This is a genomic window from Chromohalobacter canadensis (assembly GCF_029544075.1).
In the GTDB taxonomy this organism is placed as follows: Bacteria; Pseudomonadota; Gammaproteobacteria; order Pseudomonadales; family Halomonadaceae; genus Chromohalobacter; species Chromohalobacter canadensis_A.
Genome location: NZ_JAJQJH010000018.1, coordinates 1 through 20,007 on the forward strand (window position 1 = coordinate 1; position 20,007 = coordinate 20,007).

Annotated in this window: 17 protein-coding genes and 1 pseudogene; 2 read left to right on the forward strand and 16 right to left on the reverse strand. The window is 54.2% G+C overall.

All coding sequences use genetic code 11. From position 1 onward, the window contains the following. From LUN51_RS15885 to LUN51_RS15935, 11 genes are all read right to left on the reverse strand, one after another. Positions 1–188: hypothetical protein (locus LUN51_RS15885; protein ID WP_277812020.1), on the reverse strand; the 188-nt coding region annotated here is incomplete at its 3' end. 312 nt (positions 189–500) lie between these two features. Further along, positions 501–1,448 carry a DUF808 domain-containing protein gene (locus tag LUN51_RS15890; protein ID WP_277812021.1) on the reverse strand — a complete coding sequence of 316 codons (948 nt, stop codon included), beginning with the start codon at positions 1,446–1,448 and terminating at the stop codon, positions 501–503. Between the two features lie 348 nt (positions 1,449–1,796). After that, on the reverse strand, positions 1,797–2,000 hold the full coding sequence (locus tag LUN51_RS15895; protein WP_277812022.1) for a cold-shock protein: 204 nt from the start codon (positions 1,998–2,000) through the stop codon (positions 1,797–1,799). A gap of 820 nt (positions 2,001–2,820) precedes the next feature. Beyond that, positions 2,821–3,237 carry a hypothetical protein gene (locus tag LUN51_RS15900; RefSeq protein ID WP_277812023.1) on the reverse strand — a complete coding sequence of 139 codons (417 nt, stop codon included), beginning with the start codon at positions 3,235–3,237 and terminating at the stop codon, positions 2,821–2,823. Between the two features lie 344 nt (positions 3,238–3,581). Then, positions 3,582–4,685 carry a hypothetical protein gene (locus tag LUN51_RS15905; protein ID WP_277812024.1) on the reverse strand — a complete coding sequence of 368 codons (1,104 nt, stop codon included), beginning with the start codon at positions 4,683–4,685 and terminating at the stop codon, positions 3,582–3,584. 219 nt (positions 4,686–4,904) lie between these two features. After that, positions 4,905–5,279 carry a hypothetical protein gene (locus LUN51_RS15910; protein WP_277812025.1) on the reverse strand — a complete coding sequence of 125 codons (375 nt, stop codon included), beginning with the start codon at positions 5,277–5,279 and terminating at the stop codon, positions 4,905–4,907. Between the two features lie 178 nt (positions 5,280–5,457). Further along, positions 5,458–6,186 carry a hypothetical protein gene (locus LUN51_RS15915; protein WP_277812026.1) on the reverse strand — a complete coding sequence of 243 codons (729 nt, stop codon included), beginning with the start codon at positions 6,184–6,186 and terminating at the stop codon, positions 5,458–5,460. Between the two features lie 502 nt (positions 6,187–6,688). Continuing rightward, positions 6,689–7,933, reverse strand: coding sequence for a type II toxin-antitoxin system HipA family toxin (locus LUN51_RS15920; protein ID WP_277812027.1), 1,245 nt, complete (start codon positions 7,931–7,933; stop codon positions 6,689–6,691). Positions 7,934–7,991: 58 nt separating this feature from the next. Continuing rightward, a complete protein-coding gene (locus LUN51_RS15925; protein WP_179000295.1) occupies positions 7,992–8,324 on the reverse strand; it encodes a helix-turn-helix transcriptional regulator in 333 nt (110 codons plus the stop codon). 505 nt (positions 8,325–8,829) lie between these two features. Further along, the gene (locus LUN51_RS15930; RefSeq protein WP_277812028.1) at positions 8,830–9,696 is read right to left on the reverse strand and encodes a DMT family transporter; all 867 of its coding nucleotides are present in this window, start codon (positions 9,694–9,696) and stop codon (positions 8,830–8,832) included. Between the two features lie 16 nt (positions 9,697–9,712). Beyond that, positions 9,713–10,798, reverse strand: coding sequence for an aromatic ring-hydroxylating oxygenase subunit alpha (locus LUN51_RS15935; protein ID WP_277812029.1), 1,086 nt, complete (start codon positions 10,796–10,798; stop codon positions 9,713–9,715). A gap of 129 nt (positions 10,799–10,927) precedes the next feature. Between LUN51_RS15935 and LUN51_RS15940 the strand changes: the two genes are divergently transcribed. Further along, positions 10,928–11,803, forward strand: coding sequence for a LysR substrate-binding domain-containing protein (locus LUN51_RS15940; protein ID WP_277812030.1), 876 nt, complete (start codon positions 10,928–10,930; stop codon positions 11,801–11,803). Positions 11,804–11,861: 58 nt separating this feature from the next. Here the strand turns inward: LUN51_RS15940 and LUN51_RS15945 are convergent, their stop codons facing one another. Beyond that, positions 11,862–12,671 carry a sulfite exporter TauE/SafE family protein gene (locus LUN51_RS15945; RefSeq protein ID WP_277812031.1) on the reverse strand — a complete coding sequence of 270 codons (810 nt, stop codon included), beginning with the start codon at positions 12,669–12,671 and terminating at the stop codon, positions 11,862–11,864. Between the two features lie 107 nt (positions 12,672–12,778). Between LUN51_RS15945 and LUN51_RS15950 the strand changes: the two genes are divergently transcribed. Next, positions 12,779–13,666 (forward strand): AraC family transcriptional regulator, encoded by an 888-nt coding sequence (locus LUN51_RS15950; RefSeq protein WP_277812032.1) that lies wholly within the window; start codon positions 12,779–12,781, stop codon positions 13,664–13,666. A 70-nt stretch (positions 13,667–13,736) separates the two neighbouring features. Here LUN51_RS15950 and LUN51_RS17465 read toward each other — a convergent pair. The 4 genes and pseudogenes from LUN51_RS17465 to guaB form a co-directional block, all read right to left on the reverse strand. Continuing rightward, positions 13,737–14,034: pseudogene (locus LUN51_RS17465) on the reverse strand (NYN domain-containing protein); the annotation flags it as partial. A gap of 849 nt (positions 14,035–14,883) precedes the next feature. Continuing rightward, positions 14,884–16,326, reverse strand: coding sequence for a hypothetical protein (locus tag LUN51_RS15960; RefSeq protein WP_277812033.1), 1,443 nt, complete (start codon positions 16,324–16,326; stop codon positions 14,884–14,886). A gap of 410 nt (positions 16,327–16,736) precedes the next feature. Further along, the gene (gene guaA, locus LUN51_RS15965; protein WP_277812034.1) at positions 16,737–18,314 is read right to left on the reverse strand and encodes a glutamine-hydrolyzing GMP synthase; all 1,578 of its coding nucleotides are present in this window, start codon (positions 18,312–18,314) and stop codon (positions 16,737–16,739) included. 95 nt (positions 18,315–18,409) lie between these two features. After that, the gene (guaB, locus tag LUN51_RS15970) at positions 18,410–19,879 is read right to left on the reverse strand and encodes an IMP dehydrogenase (RefSeq protein WP_246893904.1); all 1,470 of its coding nucleotides are present in this window, start codon (positions 19,877–19,879) and stop codon (positions 18,410–18,412) included. Positions 19,880–20,007: the final 128 nt, after the last annotated feature.

Consider the following 20,007-nt stretch of genomic DNA (forward strand, 5'->3'; position numbering starts at 1 on the left):
GTCTCTGGACTACGTGGCACCCCGAGCACACCCCGCATTAACGGCGTAGGGTGTGCAGAAACCAGGGGGTCATTACAGGTCTGCTGTTGCCAGTCGAGGCCAAACGACAGCAGCATCGGGAGCTGTGGAATGCAATTGATGGTCAGCTTGAAGCACTTTACACCGGCCACTGGCAGGCAGAAGGACAAGGACTATTCCTTGCCTTCTGGTTTGGCTCCGGCTATCAAGTTCCAGCACCTCCCGGTGGTGGGGCCAAAACGACTAGCGCCGTCGAGTTACAACATGAACTCGACCAGCATCTAGCTGTGACGGCGGGTCGGGTCGAAGTTGTGGTGCTCGACTTATCGCGCTGACGTCCGCCAACAGCAGAATCTAGCAGAGGACTGGGCCAGGCTATGCGGCGATACGCGAGAGCATGGATGCCATGACCGCACGAAAACCCGTGCGGGACAGGAATCACACTTGCTGCTGCTGCCGTATACACACTTCGCGGCTCGTACCTATTTGGTCTGCGCCTTCCTGGAGGGGATGAAGTGCAGCACGCCCACGACAACCGAGCCCACCAAAAAGCCAATCAATGCAGAGCACAATGTATTGAAGCTCCAGCCCAGCATGCCGCCTAAGCCACCGGTTGCCTCGCCGATGCCCTGCTCGACATGGTGTACCCACGCATAGGGCGCGTTGAACCAGCCCGTGCCATCGGCACCCAGATTGACCAGCAGGATATGCCCGCCCACCCAGAGCATGGCGACGGTTCCCACCACCGAGATGGTTGTCAGCACCTTGGGCATGGCAGTCACCAGACTCCGGCCCAGCTTCTTCATTCCCGAGCTATCGCGCTGGGCGAGCTTCAGGCCGAAATCGTCCATCCTGATCAACAGCGCCACCACGCCATACACCAGAATGGTGATGAAAAACGCGACCACCACCAGGCTCGCCAGCTGTGACCAGAATCCCTGATGGGAGACGGCGGAAAGCGCGATCACCATGATCTCGGCGGACAGAATCAAGTCGGTCCGAATGGCATTGCTGACGATCTTTTTCTCGGCCTCCGGTCCCTTTTCGACCGACGGCTTGTCGTCATCCTGCTCCCTGGAGAGCTTGTGCCAGACTTTCTCCGCGCCCTCGAAAGCCAGGTAGGTACCACCGACCATCAGGATGATCGGCAATAGCCCGGGCAAGAAGTGATTCAGCAGCAAGGCCACCGGCAGGATAAATATCAGCTTGTTGCGGATCGACCCCAGCGCGATCTTCTTCACGATCGAGAGTTCACGCTCCGCCGTTACCCCCTGCAAGTACTGCGGGGTCACCGCCGTATCATCGACCACCACCCCGGCCGCCTTCCCCGTCGCACGCCCAGCGGCGGCACTCACATCATCCAGTGATGCTGCGGACAACTTCGCCAATGCGGCGATGTCATCCAGTAGTCCTATCAAGCCGCCGATCATGGAAGCCTCCTGCATCAATAAAAGGTAACGATAGTAAAGCACACGGCTGCTGCCGGGGAGGATTACCACTTTTGCCCCAAGGGCACCGCCGACAATTTCTCACCGGCGATTTCATCATCAAGGCACTTGAGTAATTGCGCTAGCCAGTATCAGCAAGGGGCCAGGCGTTAGGGAAGAAAGTTCATAATGTGCGGTGGGAGGTGGGTGAGGCAGGTAGTAAATATCGATGCTGGACACCCAACATCAGGTGAAATCTCACGTTTTTGGCACGCAGAAACACCAAAGCCCGCCGAAGCGGGCTTTGGTGCTCGAAGCCTTGTGGCTCGAAAGCGCAGACTAACCCAGAGGTTAGGCAGCCTGGACGCTTGAAGCCTGAAGACCTTTCTTGCCCTGAGTCACGTCAAACGAGACTTGTTGACCATCCTGCAGGGATTTAAAGCCTTCAGCTTGAATTTCAGAGAAATGGACGAACAGATCATCACCACCATCGGCGGGAGAAATGAAGCCAAAACCTTTAGCGTCGTTAAACCACTTAACTGTACCAGTTGCCATGTTCGAATTCCTTAGCGCGAAAGCGCTTTTACTACGATTGCCGGGTGCTACCCCAGATGAAGTGGGCAAAACAAGGGGATATAACCAGACTATCGAATGATTCGAGTACAACTGACATATGCGACTTGCTAACCAACTGAATGCATCGTGTCATGTTAGCCAGGAGCAGTCAATGGGGTTGTCGCTATAAAGCCCAACGAGTCGATATGCCGTGCCGCAGCTTTGGATAACCTGAAAGCAGCAATCACTCACTCAGCCATCGCGGGCAGCTTCCTACTCATCATATGCACAATCGAGAATTCACGCTCCGCTGCCCCCTGCAAGTATGCGGCGTCACCGCCGTATCATCGACCACCACCCGGCCGCCGTCGTCGTCGCACGCCCAGCGGCGGCACTCACATCATCCAGTGATGCTGCGGACAACTTCGCCCATGCGCGTCCGCTTGCGCTCACCAGGCGCTGCAATGGCCTGCAAGGCCAAGAAAGCAAAACCCCGGCTCGTTAACCGTCTCTGAATCGGTTGGTCTCCAACCTTCAGAGGCAGCTCACGAGCCGGGGTCAGCGTGACAGCGGCGTAACATTCATGGTCTAGCGGGTGTCTGGAATGCTCCGGGGGATCCAAGGCGATCCGAACCAGTACTCCACAGGAACAAACACCTGTCCCAGCCATACCCACCGGTCAGCTAACGGCCAAGAGCGGACTTTCAGGATCTTTAACTTTATTCTCAACCCGAGAATATCGAAGTGTTTTTGTGAAGACAATCCATGTCAACAAAATTGTAAATCTTTAGCGCCACTTTTAAATAAAAATTCACTATGCCTATTTTGGTAAACATTCATCTTGATACCATTCTATTGCCGCTGACGTTGCTTCATTTTTGAAGCGCGGGACCACCCACTGCATAAACTTTAGTTTTATTTCTTTGTATTCATTTTCCTGGGGAAATTTTAGGTCTCGCTTACTCAATTCTGAAAAAAAGTAATTTTGGCCTGCTTGTTTTTCTTTTCTAGAGAGATCCACTTCCAAACGGGGTGCCTTTGCCATATGAAAGCAGTATGAAGCCTTAAGGAATTCAGGGTCTTCCAATGGATACGCATAAACCATAGATGACATCAAAAGACAAGATAGCAGAATTAGCTTATTTAATTTCTTCATATTAGTTATGTTCCAAATTTGGCCTAACGCCTGAGCCAGCCGAACTGAGCGTACAAATTGTTGGCAACTAGAATCCAGCATGGATACCCAAAGTCACACGGTTGTGGTCGGCTGGGGGATGCGGACATCCAGTCGTATGGACTTCATGATTTCCATTCTCGACTGTATTCATATTCGCATAGTACGTGGCATTCTTTTTCTCCTCTTCTATCTGGTGGCAAACAGCAAAGAATGAGGGTTCGGTCGTTGCTTCATAATCACATTGCGTCGCCAGCTGCTGCACTATTTCCATCAGAGTATACTAACATTCCCTGTTCGGCCAGGAGTGGACATTTAGCCAGAGCAGATATAACGCCGCTCAGCACGCGCGGCTTTGAAATGAAGGCGAAGCCGTAATGGAAAAGCCGTCGCCGTGACTGACATGGTTATGTTTCGTCGATCCACAGCGGCACCTTACCGGACCATTTTTCATAATTCCCCCACTCAAGCTCAACATGCGTGATTAGTCTATGATCTACTAATTCTGAGGAATTAATCGTCACTCTTTCAAATCTGTTTACAAAGCCCAAAGGGGGCCTGGAATCCGGACTGTCGTTATCTTCAGAAGTTGGTATCAACGAAAGCCGAATGAATTCAAACTTAATTAGGCGAGACAACATCTCCAAGTCATCTTTGTAGTCTCGATAATACTCAGACACAAAGGATCCCATTGTCGGATCTAGAAACCATTCGCCGTATATAGTGCTGGTTGCCGTTGTTAAATGCTGTATAGCGGCATCTACTCCAGAAACCGTTTTCAAATCACCGTTATCAATACAAATGTCACCATCATCCCCAATTGCCAAATCGAAACCGGATTTATTTGGGTCTGTAGGTTGATATTTTCTGTCAACATCCACAACCAGTGAGTTTTTCCCGGCTTCATTAAATAGAAGCGTCATTGGCATCGTTATCTTTCTGGCATCGCCCTGTGACTCAACAAGAATAAATCTCTCGTCGTTCTTGGTATAGTAAAAATTCGAAATGTAATCTTTCAGGTCTTTTATTGACCCTTTCAAGTATGAATCCAGTCTAAATTGCCATTTGTTATGACTGGCAGACTCCCAATGCCCGTTCACAATTATTCCGAAGCCTAAGGCTATCAGGGTGCTATTGTCCTCAATGGAATAGCGTTCCTGGTACTTAAGATTGCTATATGCTTGCTCTTCTGCTTGGGATTTCCACAGACGGAGAGTCTCTGGGGAAAACTCCGTAAAATCAGCATCAATAAATGTTGCATGGCTCCGGCACATCCATATTCCGTTCTGAATAGCTTTTCTTTGTTCAGATGACATTAATGCATCATAGCGTGGCCCTTCAGGGGATGCAGCGTGAATATGTGCAGCCTCGCCAAGGTTAATTGACTTCGAGTCGTCTCCCATTTTTGGACCAATGGTTATCACGCCACAATCAGGGAAGCTGCACCTCCAAGCAACGCGCTCAGCCATAGTTTTTTTGACCGATGGTATGAAATTATCCCTATTGTTCATATCTCTCTCAAAACATAACAGGTATTAGGCGGCACGCGCATTTTCCCACTTGAACGAGCGCGCGTTTAATATTCTTATACCGCCACCTCAAACCATTAATTTTTCTTTTGAGGTGGCTATATAATACGGATAATCGTACCTGCTTCCTTTGGCGGCACGTCGGCTTTGGGTCGTTAGCAGAAGCAACATCTCCATCAAGGCTTTCAATTATTTCATTTCCTAATCATTCCAGCTCTCCGCTGCCCACTCTCTTATCTTGTCTTCAAGATCACCAAAAATTATAATATGCCGAAGCCTGAACTGAGGATCGCTAGAGGCCTTCTGAAGGCGTTGCGCTAATAAAGATGCGCAGATTTCACGATCACCCTCTGACAACGATTTAGAACTCATGCTCTCACCCAAAATATGGCAAACATTCAAAAAAGGAGCGATGCGATCCTTCCTATAATATGCTTGCTCACGAAGCACTCTCAACTGCTCAAGATTCTCAGGGAGTTGACAAACCTTGTTCACAAAAGCCTGGTCGCCGTATTGGGCCTTTAGTTCCGCTTGAATCTTAGCAAGATAAATCTTTGCCTTTAATAACTCAAACATTAACCACCTAAGCATCTTGGCTTAAAAATGAGCTTGCAACGTTTTTTTCAAAATGCCTGCTTTGGGTCGTCAGCTGCCACAAGTACCCTACGCGCATAATCGGAAGTTCCGAACCCCGCCAGAAGCGGCCAGCAGCAAGTGACAGGCCAGCGGATTGAGGAGCGAATTCCTCAGCCCACTAGGCTTCGATTGATCTTTGATCACCAAAGTATGCATGAGCCTTTTCGTAGATTGGGCGCACCACCTTATCCATCGTCTCTGGATCCAATGGCGAAATATACATTGTCACTGCCAAAGCAAGCTGCACAAATACCATGATGTTATCGACGTGATGGATTAACTCGTCCCACTCGATAGTGAGGTCACCCCATGTATCGTGCATTGTGTAAATGCCCAATATCTCTTTTCCGCCGTGTACCACGCCAGACAGCTCGTGCTGGTGATTCAAGACTGTCTTAAGCAACTTGTCCTTGTCCCAGCCTAAATGTTGGCTGGCATCTTCCGCCACTTGGGCGATGTAGATTGCTCGCTTCCCTCGATTGGGCATCTTGCCCTTCTTCCGGAAGCGCATCAGCTCCTTGTGGCTGGCGGCCTTGGCGAAGTATGCTGCGCGCAAGACGTACTCCATCTGGGTTCGTTGCATGATTAATCCAGCAACCCAGTACTCCTCCGGATGATTGATCAATAGGGTGTAGATGGCCTCGGCGGTGTCCATCGAAGCCAAAACCAGTGGGACAACGGTGGCTGTTCTCTCATTAATCTTGATGTCCAAGTTATCCAGCACCAGCTTTGTCTCATGAATCAGCTTGAACGCGGAGCTGGCACGATCTCGCAAATTCTGGGATGACAAGGTCATAATTTCCTCAAGACTGATTCGTTCCCGCCAATCGGGCCGTTTGAAAGTCATCGGCCATCCCAGCCGACACAAACAGCAGCGCGTTGCCCTCAAGCCGGCCTTCGCAGCACAATAAGACTGGTGCCAGTGACGCATATCCAATTTGATTGAGAGTCCGTCGCGGCGCAACATTTGACGTCCGCTCAGGGTCGAAAGCGGACTTTTACCTTACCCAACCACACTACCGTCCGGGGATATCATCCTTTCCCTGTGACCCGCTACGCGTTGTTCTCCTTGTACTTCCTATCGGCCGCTAGCCCTGGGGTTTAACCCAACTTAGCCTTGCTCGGTAACATTTTGCAATGGGACTTACCGGCAGGTTCGGGAAGTCGGCAAATCGGAGCGATGCTGAATCGTCGCGATGGCTACTCGGCTATTCCTCGCCTTCGCTAGTCACCCAGCGGGCGAAAGCCTCGGCCTGGGGATCTGTCTCCTGCACGGCATAGACCACTCAATCTCGCCGAGATGGCGTTGGTCGCGGTGCGCGGGCCGAGGGATTAACCTCGCCGCCTTGTTAGCCGAGTAACTGCGCGCGTGCGGCCGCAAAGCCATCCAGTATCGTGCTATGCGCGGCCCCGAGGCCTTCGACGCAGTAGCTGTTCAGAAACTGTCGACCGGCGAAAAGCCTGCGGTCGGTCTCGGTCAGTTTGGCTTGCTCGCAGACCCCGCCCCATTCACTAGCGATCGTTACGAGTTGGTTCTCGATGATGGCCTGGGCCTGTTGGTCATTGAGCAGGAAATCCGGGGCGGCCGCGAGGCAGCTGTGCAGCGTACTCATACGGTTTTCGCCCTTGATCAGCATCGCCTGCGTCGCCTCGTTGCCCGTTCGCCCCTGCGGGCAGATGTCATAGGCCGGGGTCAACGAGAGCATCCTGCCGTCCCAGAACGCAGCATGGTTGCGGGCATGATCGTCCGTATTGCCGCACAGGATATTGAAGACGATCCGAGCGTAGAGCTCGCGCAGCGTTTGCTTCGGGTCGGTAAAGCGGTGACGGATGACTTCGGCAAGGTCCTCGTAAGACGCATAGCGCGCCATCATTTCGTCAAGGCCGAGCATCGTCAGCGCTGACACCATCGCTTTGCGCTGCCAGCCAGCCCCTGACTTGATGCGATCAAAGCGGTCGATGAGCAGCACATCCTTGCCGGCCGCCGCGGTCATCGAGACCGGGGCGACATCGAGCTCACATGCAGCCGCCAGCTTCATGGCGATGAATTCCACCTTCACGACGCTGTAAATGTCCGTGCTCGACGAGAACTTGGCGATCATTTTGCTATCGCCATGGTCGATCAGGGCCTTCGGGCGGGCGCCGCCGATCGAGGTGCCGTGGTTCAACGCCTGATCGAGGGCGGACGTCAGCGGGGCGCCCTTCTCGATCCGTTCAGCCGCTTCCAGCAACTCTTCATAAGACGCCTCGGCCTTGAGGCGAGGCACGTATTCCGTGGCGGAATGCTGAAAGTCGAGGGCGCCGATCCGGTCCGACCCCGATTCAAGCCAATAGGTGAGTTCGGAGATGTCGTCAGCTGCGGCGTCGGCTTTGCCCCCCATCAAACGATTGATGATCACCCGGCGCCCCCAGACATCGGGCGAGGCGTCACGCAGGCAACTGGCCATCGACAGGCCAGCGGTCGGTTCGATCAGGCCGCGGCGCAGTGGCAGTTCGGGGCCATAAATCGGGATCGCGCCATCACGCGCCAGATAGCTGGCGCCATAGTTGAAGCTGTAGCTATCGCCATGCTGCGTGACGCGACCGGCCACCACGGGTTGTGTCTCTCCCGGCAACCAGATCCAGACATAAGCCTCTCGTGGCTGCGTCAGCCTAGAAGTCATCATCGACCTCCTGCCTGCTCGGGCGAACCCGCTTCGGCAGCAGCGTCAATTTTTCCTCGAGATGGGCGCTATGCATCGCTCCTGCCCGGTCGTCGACATCGAACAGCCGCACGCCAACGAGTGTGGCGACCTCGAAGACGATGCCGATCTCGGTGCCGGCTTCGCCATTTTCGATGTTACGGAGGGTCTTACGCGAGATGCCTGCGCGTTCAGACAGTTCGGCAGCGGTGAGCTCCCGCTCCAAGCGGCCAGCTTTGATCAGCTTGCCGAGGATCGAGAGTGTCTGCTTAGTGACGCGGGAATAGCTGCGCGGCCGTTTCATTGCCATCTCGTCAAATTGGGCATTTTAAGACTCATTAGACGGCTTTTGAGTATTCAAGTGCTCACTATGATGCGGCCTGCATGAGATAGCAAGAAGACGGGCATTTTATTAGCCACAATACGTCGAAATGAAACTTTAAATACTCATCACCCAGGCAGTTGGTGACCACCACCTGTCCCAATCGCGTTATGGGGCGCCGTCGGCACCTCGCTCAGTGGGCTCCGCCCTGGCGCTGCAGATGCCTATCGACACTCTCTCCATCGTCGTCGGGCTCGTGGCGTTATCGAGCATGGGTGTTCTCAGGCATAGCTGTGACAGCAAGCCCATACACGCGGCATGGCCTGCCCGATTAGTGAACTTGTCACACTCCGTGATACTGAACGCCACTAACCAGGCGGCGTTCAGTGGTGCCAATGGGATTCGAAGTAGTCGGTCATGATCACTTCATACGGTGGAAACTTATCAACCAAAGCTCGCTAGACACTCTTCAGAAAAGCCGTTCATTTCAGTCACCGCGTTTGCGAAGAAAGTACAGGACCCCGAGAACCGTCAACGCCCCGCCGACAAGCTGAGTCACTGTAGGAAACGAGCCCAGTAGCAGCCACGCCAGTATCGAGGCCCCAACCGGCTCGCAGAGCATCGCCATGGAGACCAGGGAAACGCTGATAAACCGAGTGCAATAATTGAGCACGGAATGTCCCAGCAAGGTCGGTAGCAGCGCGAGCAGGAAGAAGATGAGTAGATCACCATGAGTGACGACTGAAAAGGCATTCCCCGTCACCAAGCAGTACAAGGCAATGGCAATTGCGGCAAAACCGTAGCAATAGAAAGTATAGACATTGAGGCTGACACTTTTCAGCGCATGCTGACCCACAAAAAAATAGACAGTGGCAAGGAACGCTGCAGAAAGAGCAAGCAAATTCCCCCATAGCGCAACCCCCGACACCCGGTAGTCACCCCAGCCGATAACGATACCCCCCAGTACCGATACCAACGCGCCCAGCGCGGCGCCACGGTTCAGGCGTTCCTGGTAAATAAAGTATCCAATAATGAAGGCAAAAAGAGGCTGCATGGTGGCAAGGGTTACCGAGCTAGCCACCGACGTATAATCTAGAGAGGAAAACCAAGTAATGAAATGAAGCCCCAAAAGAAAGCCAGCCACCGCGCAATAAGCCAATCGCTTCCCATCTATTTTCAGCAGGGAGTCTCGGCCGGATACAACGAGAAACACTACCAGACAAGTTGCGAAAAACATCCGGTAAAAGGCAATCACCGGCGCAGTGGCATCGGCCAGTTTAACCAGCGGCGCCGTCGTCGATATGGCCAGCACCGCTATTGCCAAAAACGTATAAACCCATTTAGCTTTCTCCATAGATTCTCTATACCTACTAAGGCTCGACAAAGGCGCTTCTCAACCAGCCATGAAATTTCTCCACTTCTTTTTCATAGCGGGTATAGAAAACCGAACTGGCTTTCTTGACACCTTTCTGATGCCTTTGAATGATGGCTTCGTCTTCGCTTATCACCTGAGACCAGTGGCATTCGTAGGGCTTTATAATTTCGTCAAAATCATCACGTTCAAAAGAGCTCTTGGGTACGCAAAACCCGAATTTCACGACGCACGTTTCGGGCGATACTGGCCACGTCTGTGCCCACCATACTGAATCGATGGTCGCGACGATGAACAGGTTAGGGTAAACAAGGCAAAACCTTGTCACCTTGCGGTCAAGAGACTCAATATTTCTTAACCCAGCCTTTATATTTCTCGGTAGAGAAGCCGTTTCGGCATCTTCCATTTCCAGACACTGCCACTCTCCTGAAGTCTTCAAGCGAGAAAGCGACTGTTTGCCTATTGATCCCCTATGTACAAATGGGATATGCAAATTCTCCATACCCACTTCCAAATAAAGCTTCCAATTGGCTTGCAAAAAAGATTCTTCTACCTTATAGCAAGTCAGACCACCAGTATCAAAAGGAGTCAGCACATCCTCTTCAAGGCTGCCAATCTGATCTTTCAAAGAACCAGGATCTTGCGAAAAATTAATCCAGACAAAGCCTCCCGTAACTTCACAGTGGACCTTCTTTAAACCAAGCAGGCAGTTATCAAAACCCTCCTCACCATCTCTAACGCCGGGATGCGAAAAAATCTCACCATTGTTAGAAAAAACCCACCCATGAAATGGGCAGACGACGCTGGCACTGTTACCGTGACCTTCACGAAGCTTCATCCCTCTATGGGGGCAGACATTATAAAATGCTCTTATATTGTTATCCGAATTTGTTATAAAAATACTTTCTGCCAAAACATCGAGGCAGAAAAAATCCCCGTCATTACGGACATCCTCTTCTCTACCCACCATGAGCCATTTTTTCTTAAACAAACGGGATTTCTCTCGTTCACACCACCTTTCAGAAGCATAGGCATCAGGAAAAAACGACTCTCCCTCGTCGTAAGTTGAAAATATTTCACTCATAACAACCACCCCATAAGCGCACAATAACGAGAAATACAGAAATTCCTTAAGTGGCACCTATAAATATACAAATACACCCTTAAGTAACAACCGATAGTTTTTCAATCAGCTTTGAGATAGGCTCAAAACATGAAAGAAATCGTGCACTTACAGAGCTTTTTGGCTGTCGCCAGGGCGGGCAGCCTGACGCTGGCAGCGGAAGAGCTGCACGTGACCCCTAGTGCCGTGAGCCACCGCCTTCGCCAGTTGGAGCAGCGTCTGGGGATCAAGCTGTTGCGCAGAACACCTCATGGCATGGCGCTGACGGCCGAAGGACAGCGATTCAAGGACCGCATCTCGGATCCGATCGAGGCAATTGAAATGGCGTTGCACCCAGAGGCAGGGCAAGAAGGACCACTTACCGTGAGTGTCATGCCCTGGTTTGCTTCTAGCTGGCTGATGCCGCGTCTCAAACGGTTCCAGTTGCGCTGTCCCGACGCACGCATTCGCATCGAGACCAGCAGTCAGCTAAGCGATCTGGCTCCTGGGCATATCACAGCAGCGCTGAGGTTTGGCCGGGGGGATTGGCCGGAGATCGAGGTAGAGCCGCTCTTTGACGAGTGGGTGATTCCCGTAGCCAGCCCAACTGTAGTCGCACAAATGGGCTTGCATACCCAGGAGCCGTCACAGTGGCCTCGCCTACCAGACCCTGACGATCTCTGGTCGAGTTGGTTTGGCGACAAGGTAGTGGGCGAGGCTATGCGATCAAGCATAGAGCTACGCGACACCAGTTCGCTGACAGAAGCGGCGGTCAATGGCATGGGCGTGGTTCTGGGACGCTACACACACGTAGCTCCCTGGCTTGAGCGAGGCGACTTGGTCACGCTCGCCAGTCAATGGATCAGAATGCCGAAGCGCCACTACCTGGTTCGTTCGCGACACCATCCTATGCATTCCTGCTTTCCGCATTTTCGCCGATGGCTGCATGACGAAGTCCAACGCGACCGAGCCAGTACGTCAAAGTGAGTTGTGTTGAATACATGCGGTAGTTATACGGAGAGGCGTCATGCAAGTCTGAAACGGCTCAGTGCATGACGACCATCACCACCAGCACTACTGTCAACAGTAACAGGTACACTCCAGCATGAATGCGATCGGGAATGCGCCCGATCCATAACGACGCCAGGCGAATACCGAGCCAAGACCCCACCGCCAGCGCCAGCAAGGCGCGCATATCCACATACCCGGCATACCAAGCGCCCAGGGCGGTATCGCTGGCCGACAGCAACACATAGGTCGCGGTGCCACTCACCGCCATCGGCAGCGACAACGGATTGGCCATCGCCGTGGCCGCTGTCATGCTGGCCCCTCTGCGACGCATGAGCGGCACGGTCATCACGCTCCCGCCAACCCCCAGCAAGGCAGCCACAGTGCCGATGAACGTGCCTGTCATCGCTGTCACCAGACGGCCCATGGGACGTACATCGCCACCCGCCTGACGCAGGAAGCCGGGCCTCAGGATGGCATCCGCAATGGTAATCGCCAGATAGATGATGAACGCCCAGCGCACCCAGTCACCGCTCAACGACACTGCCGCCGCCGCGCCGAGCACGGCACCGATGGCGATATAGCCGACCAGCGGACGCACCAGACGCCATTGCACGGTCCGCCGCCGGTGGTGACGCCATGTCGATAGAGAGGCAGCAAAGATCATCAGCGCGGTCGAGGTGGCTACCGCGATATGCATGGCCGCCAGACCAGCCGCGCTATCCGGCCCATGGATGGTAATCAGCAGGGTATACATCAAGGGAACGACGACGAAGCCACCACCGAAACCGAACAACACGGTGGTGACTCCGGCCAAACCGCCGCAGAGAAGCAATATGCTATACACCGGAACACTCCTGAGGAACCCAAAGACAGGAACGATATTCCGATAAGGGGTGGCCGACATTCGCTGGTTGGCCAATAATCGTTGTATTTCGGCCACGCTGACGACAAATGCTCAATATCCCTCTGGCGGACGTGGATCATGTGGCCCGACCCATCGTGGCCATCGGCACCGACTACAGCCCCGGCACCCTGCTCGACTTTCATACCCATCGCCGCGCCCAGTTTCTCTACGGCATGACGGGGTTGATGGAAGTCGACACCGATGACGGCACCTGGATGGTACCGCCCTACAGCGGTGTTTGGTTGCCTGCGGGAAAGCGCCACCGGGTGCGCATGCATGGCGTCAGTACCCGCAGCCTGTATATCGAACCTCTGGCGGCTCCGCGCCCCTCCCGCAGCTGCGAGGTGCTGGTCGTGACGCCGCTTCTGCATCACCTGCTGCTGGCCTCCGCCAACATGCCCGCGCTCTATGACGAGAGCGGTCGCGATGGTGCCCTCGCCCAACTCCTGCTGCACGAACTGCAACTGGCACCATCGCTGCCGCTGTTTGCGCCTCTGCCCCGGGATCCCCAACTGGCCAGACTGTGCAAGGATTTTCTCGCCCAGCCGCATATCCGTAGCCTGCCCGAGGAGTGGGCGCGGCAACTTCATTGCAGCCAACGCACCTTCAATCGCCTGTTCCGTCAGCAGACCGGCATGTCTTTCGCGGTATGGCGCCAACAGGCCTGCCTGATGGCCGCCATTCCCAGACTGCTCTCCGGCAGTTCCGTTACCCGTACCGCGCTGGAACTCGGCTACGACAGCCCCGGCGCCTTCTCCAGCATGTTCCGCAAGGCACTCGGCCAATCCCCGACCGCCTTTGTCCGCTCGGCTACCCGCCAGGGGGGAGGAGCTACCCAACCGTTGCTGATACAGGAGACCGCCGGGGACCAGGTGATCGCTGATATGCGTAACCTGACTGAGACTTCGCACGAACTATCCGGAATTTCCGGATAGTTGGTATTGCTAGAGTTCCTTGAGCCGCAGAGTTCTTGACGGCGACCCGCCGATGACATAACACATCAGCTCATCGATCCAGCAGCAGGTCGCGCTCGATGGGTATGAACTGGCTCGCGGCGTTGATAAGAGAATTGGCGGTGAGCTTGGGCACGCCGTAGACCTCGACGCGCTTGCCATGCACCTCACGAATTTTCTGCGCCAGGAGATCGAAATCGCCATCGCCGGAGACCAGCACCACCACATCCGCCTGTGCCGCGTGCTCGATAGCATCCGCGTGATACCCACACGTCCCAGCCACCCTTGGCGGAACCATCCGCGCGCTGAATAAACGGCTTGAGCTTCATCTCGAAGCCAACTGAACGAATGCCTTCTGAAACTGCGCTACTTCGCATCATCCTTGTCGGTGACGTCACAGCGGGTGGTCAGCATATCCCCCTCGGTAGACTCACTTCGAACCGGTGGCGATAGTCTAAGTGTTTGCCGTAGGCGTCTCATATGGCGTAGTGATTTTTTGGGGGCCATGAAGTTGGCAACGTGTATCGCACCGGGGGAGAGCCCCTAAAGGCGTTGAAGCGCCAACGCGCTCCAGCTTTGCGATGAGCAAAAAGCTTATGGATCACAATGTCGTCTGCCGGCTGCAAAAGTCAGGACTATTGATGAAAAATCAAATATGAAATTAAATAGGTAACACCTTCTTATGCAACATCGGCTCGTCCGAAACCAATTAGACCACCCACTTACTGCATATTTTCAACCATTCTCAAACCTTTCCAAGAAGGTAGATATCGAAGCTTGGATGATAGCTCAACATATTAGATGCCATCAATATAACACTACACTTGGTGGCCACAATGAAGGATAATCACGGGAAAATGGATTGTCTTATCTATGGCATACCGACTGCCAGCGCAGGAAATAAAATCACACGATCAGGGGACACATTATATCGGATACCATGAAAAATACAGGGGACACCCCACTAAAAGGTGAACAAAAATATTGAATATCGCGGACTGCGTAATGGCCTTATATTTTAACAGCCTAGCATTTCAGCTGTATCTAAAAAGCCGGGAAAACCACCAATCAGGTGACCACGAGAACTTTCACTAGGACTGAAAAGCCGTAGTCTTTTCAGCCTCCCACCACGAGCACTTTTCCAATAACCTCCCGGCCGATAACAGGCGCTTAGCCGTAGAGGAAACTGGCGCGCGATATCAGTTTTTAACCTGTGCTCCCACACCATATGAAACGATCGCTCTCGAACTGCCGTCAATGAAAAGCTTCAGTTTCATTATTCGTGTCGTTGGATCTTTTTCCTCGATATGGTCGAAGCAGAGTCTTAGCACTCGCCATACGTCAGGAACGGCAATCTTATTAGCCCGAAAAGAGACAGTGAATTCGTGTTTTGTAATGCCACCTGAACGGTAATGCTCAAAGCTGCACCGGATTTCTTCAATAGGTACAGTTTGCTCGATTGACCTAGTCGGGGTGTACGCCCATACGTCGAAATTCAACGAGAACAGTTCGAGGCCTTTCCGGCCGTCCGTCGCCTCAAACCGAACCGTGTCATTTAATTGCCCTTCTTTCTCACAGGCCTCGATAGCATTCCTGACAGTCGCCAGACATAGCTGGCTCGAAACAACAGTAGTCGGATAACTCATATTCAATGCGAGCGATCGCGCTTTTTCTAGCCGATGAGTCACCAAACTCACTTTTGTCTCATAACCGGTACTGACTGATATATCTCTGAATTTCCCCAGCACGTCAGGAGCATAAATGTCGCTGATAGATTCCCTTATTACGATATCACCCACGACTGCCCCTAAGAAGCGTGCCGCATTTTCATATTCATTCTGCTTATTAGGGTCCCACCGGTGAGGGCTCTTGAGTGAATGATGGCGAAGCTTTCCTCGTAGAAGCACTAGTGCCTTTATTTTTTCCCAAAGGCTATCCTGCGGTTTAAAAAGCTCGAATCTTCCCTGTGTAGCCAATCCACTTTGCTTTATAAAATCAGCAGCGGTACTCTCCAAAACCTCACAAAAAATATGTTCTTTCGATAGTTTTTCTATTTGCTGTACTGCCTTTGTTTTTCCGTCGCAATACCTTGTCTCAAGAAACAAGAACATATTATTGTAGGAATCAACATAGCGTTTTGCTTCGAACGCGATCCTTCCCTCCCTAAAGTGAGACGTAGATTCTATCCGATCATCGTCGACAGGTCCGACACAAAATGCTCTACCAATCTGTTCGAAGTCACACGCGGCATTCAAATCCATACCAACACTGGATTTAAATGACTTAATCGGAACGAGCGGCTCCTCATCAATATTCTCTGCATGAAAACTCATCTCGTAGCTATCGTAGTCGATATCTACGACCTGTAGACCGCTTACGACGGTTTGCCATTTTATGATTTCTTTCCTCGCTACAACAGTATAGTCGCCATCACTCAATTTAACTTGCAGCGTACTGTCCGCGTTCGCTTCTGGAGTGAGACGTGGGGCATGCTCAATCCCGACGTTAAAGAATGAAAGACAGACCCTTTTCAGAACGTTCTCTTCGCGTTCAAGAAAGAAAACTCTTCCTTCACTTTTAATTGGCCAACCTTCCATGACTTCGACATAATTTTTAACATCAAAAGCGAAAGTAATTATCATTGTCACGAACCTCCTATCGACGTTTATCAAGACCGTTTCATACCACCTACAAACCAACACCCTGCGCCGGTCGCGATCACGTCGAAATTTAAGACGTAAAATAAACCTACAATAGCGCTCTAGATAATCACAAAAGAGGTCTTAGTCGAGCAGATTTAATGCTTTATTCACCGCTATATTAGCTTTCTTGGCGTACCGCTTGCTATACCTTACTATCTTTTAAATCAGAACCACATATTATGAAGCACAAAATATAGCCGGTGAACTTTAGCGCTTAAATAGTATAGACAGCATCTAGAAGTCGGCACATCCACTAAACTTGCAAAACAGCACCAAATATAAAATCAAAAAACCCATGAAAACATGGGCTTTTTTGATTTATTGCTAGAAATTTCCAGCTAATGCGTATGTCACTCCCACTCAATCGTCGCGGGCGGCTTGCTGCTGACGTCGTACGTCACGCGGGAGACGCCACTGATCTCATTGATGATGCGGTTGGAGACTTTCTCCAGCAACTCATACGGCAGGTGGGCCCAGCGGGCGGTCATGAAGTCGATGGTTTCGACGGCGCGCAGGGCGATGACCCATTCGTAGCGACGGCCGTCGCCGACGACGCCGACGGATTTCACCGGGAGGAAGACGGCGAAGGCCTGGCTGGTCTTGTGGTACCACTCAAAATTGTGCAGTTCTTCGATGAAGATGGCGTCGGCTTCACGCAGGATGTCGGCGTACTCTTTTTTGACTTCGCCGAGGATGCGCACGCCGAGGCCCGGTCCCGGGAAGGGATGACGGTAGACCATGTCGTACGGCAGGCCGAGTTCGAGGCCGAGCTTGCGCACTTCGTCCTTGAACAGCTCGCGCAGCGGCTCGACCAGCTTGAGCTTCATGGTCTCGGGCAGGCCGCCGACGTTGTGGTGCGACTTGATGACATGCGCCTTGCCGGTCTTGCTGGCGGCGGATTCGATCACGTCCGGGTAGATGGTGCCCTGGGCGAGGAAGTCCACACCCTCGATCTTGGCGGCTTCACGGTCGAACACGTCGATGAAAGTGTTGCCGATAATCTTGCGCTTGGCCTCGGGGTCGTTTTCGCCTTCCAGCTTGGTGAGGAACTCGTCCTCGGCGTCGACACGCAGCACCCGCACGCCCATGTGGCTGGCGAAGGTTTCCATCACCTGGTCGCCTTCGTTCTTGCGCAGCAGGCCGTTGTCGACGAACACGCAGGTGAGCTGATCGCCGATGGCCTTGTGCAGCAGCGCGGCGACGACGGAGGAGTCCACCCCGCCGGAGAGGCCCAGCAGCACGTGGCGGTCGCCGACCTGCTCGCGCACGCGCACGCAGAGGTCGTCGATGATCTGGGCCGGGGTCCACAGGCGCTCGGCCTGGCAGATACCCAGCACGAAGTGCTCGAGGATGCGCTGGCCCTGCTGAGTGTGGGTCACCTCGGGGTGAAACTGCACGCCGTAGAACTGCTTGTCTTCCCACGCCATGGCGGCGATCGGGCAGCTCGGGGTGGAGGCGGTGACGGTGAAGGTCTCCGGCACCTGGGCGACCTTGTCGCCATGGCTCATCCAGACGTCGAGCAGCGCGCGCCCGGTGTCATGGTCGACATGGTCCTTGATGTCCGTGAGCAGGGCGTTGTCGGCGTCGATGCGCACCTGCGCATAGCCGAATTCCTGTTTCTGCGAGCCCTCGACCTTGCCGCCCAGCTGCTCGGCCATGGTCTGCATGCCGTAGCAGATCCCCAGCACCGGCAGGCCCATCTCGAACACGCACTGCGGGGCGCGCGGCGAGGCCAGTTCGGTGACGGATTCCGGCCCGCCGGCGAGGATGATGCCGTTGGGCCGGTACTCGCGGATCTCTTCCTCGCTGATGTCGAAGGCGCGCACTTCGGAGTAGACGCCGATCTCGCGCACACGGCGCGCGATGAGCTGGGTGTACTGGGAGCCGAAGTCAAGAATCAGGATCTTGTGGGCGTGAATGTCGGTCATCTGGCGTTCCTTTGAGAAGCAACAAGGGCCGAAAATGCGAAAGCTGGAAGCGGCGTGGCCACTTCCAGCTTCAAGCTTCCGGCATCAAGCTTGAGTTAGCCCGCCCGGTAGTTGGGGGCCTCTTTCGTGATCTGCACGTCATGCACGTGGGATTCGGCGAAGCCCGCGCCGGTGATCTTCACGAACTCCGGCTTGGTGCGCATCTCGTCGATATCGTGGCAGCCGGTGTAGCCCATGGAGGCGCGCAGGCCGCCCATCAGCTGATGGACGATGGCGCTCATCTGGCCCTTGTAGGGCACGCGGCCTTCGATGCCTTCCGGCACCAGCTTCTCGACGCCGGCGTTCTTGTCCTGGAAGTAGCGGTCGGACGAGCCCTGGGTCTGAGACATGGCGCCCATGGAGCCCATGCCGCGATAGGCCTTGTAGGTCCGGCCCTGGTAGAGCTCGATCTCGCCCGGCGCTTCCTCGGTGCCGGCCAGCAGTCCGCCGATCATCACCGTGCTGGCACCCGCGGCGATGGCCTTGGCCAGGTCGCCGGAGAAGCGGATGCCGCCATCGGCAACGAGCGGGATGTCGAACGGCTTGAGCGCGTCGGCCACATCAGAAACAGCGGAGATCTGCGGCACGCCGACACCGGCGACGATGCGCGTGGTGCAGATGGAGCCGGGGCCGATGCCGACCTTGACGCCGTCCGCGCCCGCTTCGGCCAGCGCCTTGGCGGCAGCGGCCGTGGCGATGTTGCCGCCGATCACCTGCACCTGCGGATAATGTTCCTTGACCCAGCGTATGCGCTCGATGACGCCCTGGGAATGGCCATGCGCGGTATCCACCACGACCACATCGACACCAGCCTCGGCCAATGCCGTGATGCGGTCCGGCGTTTCTGCCCCGGTGCCCACGGCGGCACCGGCGAGCAAGCGGCCATCGCCATCCTTGGCGGCATGCGGATAGGTGCGCGCCTTCTCGATGTCACGCACGGTCACCAAGCCACGCAGGCGGAACTGATCGTCGACCACCAGGATCTTCTCGATGCGATGTTCCTGCAGCTTGGTCTTGATGATGTCCAGCGAGGTGCCTTCGGGCACGGTGACCAGCTTCTCGCGCGGCGTCATGATTTCCGCGACGCTGTCGCCCTTGTCGGGACGGAAGCGCATGTCGCGCCCGGTGACGATGCCCATCAGGGTGTCGCCCTCGACCACCGGAAACCCGGAGTAGCCGTACTCGTTGGCCATCTCGAGCAGATCGGCCAGCTTCGCCTTGGGGCTGACGGTCACCGGGTCCTTGACGATCACGCTCTCGTGCTTCTTCACCTTGCGCACTTCCGTCGCCTGCGCGGCGATGCTCATGCTCTTGTGAATGATCCCGATGCCGCCTTCCTGGGCCATGGCAATCGCCAGGCGGGCTTCGGTCACGGTATCCATCGCGGAGGAAAGCAGCGGGATGTTGAGGTAAAGGTCGCGAGTCAGGCGGGATCTAAGGCTGACGTCTTTGGGCAGGACGTCGGAATAGCCGGGGACGAGTAAAACATCATCGAACGTAAGAGCTTCTTGCGCTATACGTAGCATGTTGCGACACCTGTGGGGAAGCGGGTGCGGGGAAGATTAATCCGCCATTATAACCCCCTATCCCCGTCCTCTCAACGTTTAGGAGATTTGTCAATGCGCTATAAGGGGCGGTTGCTCTCTCCGCCCCC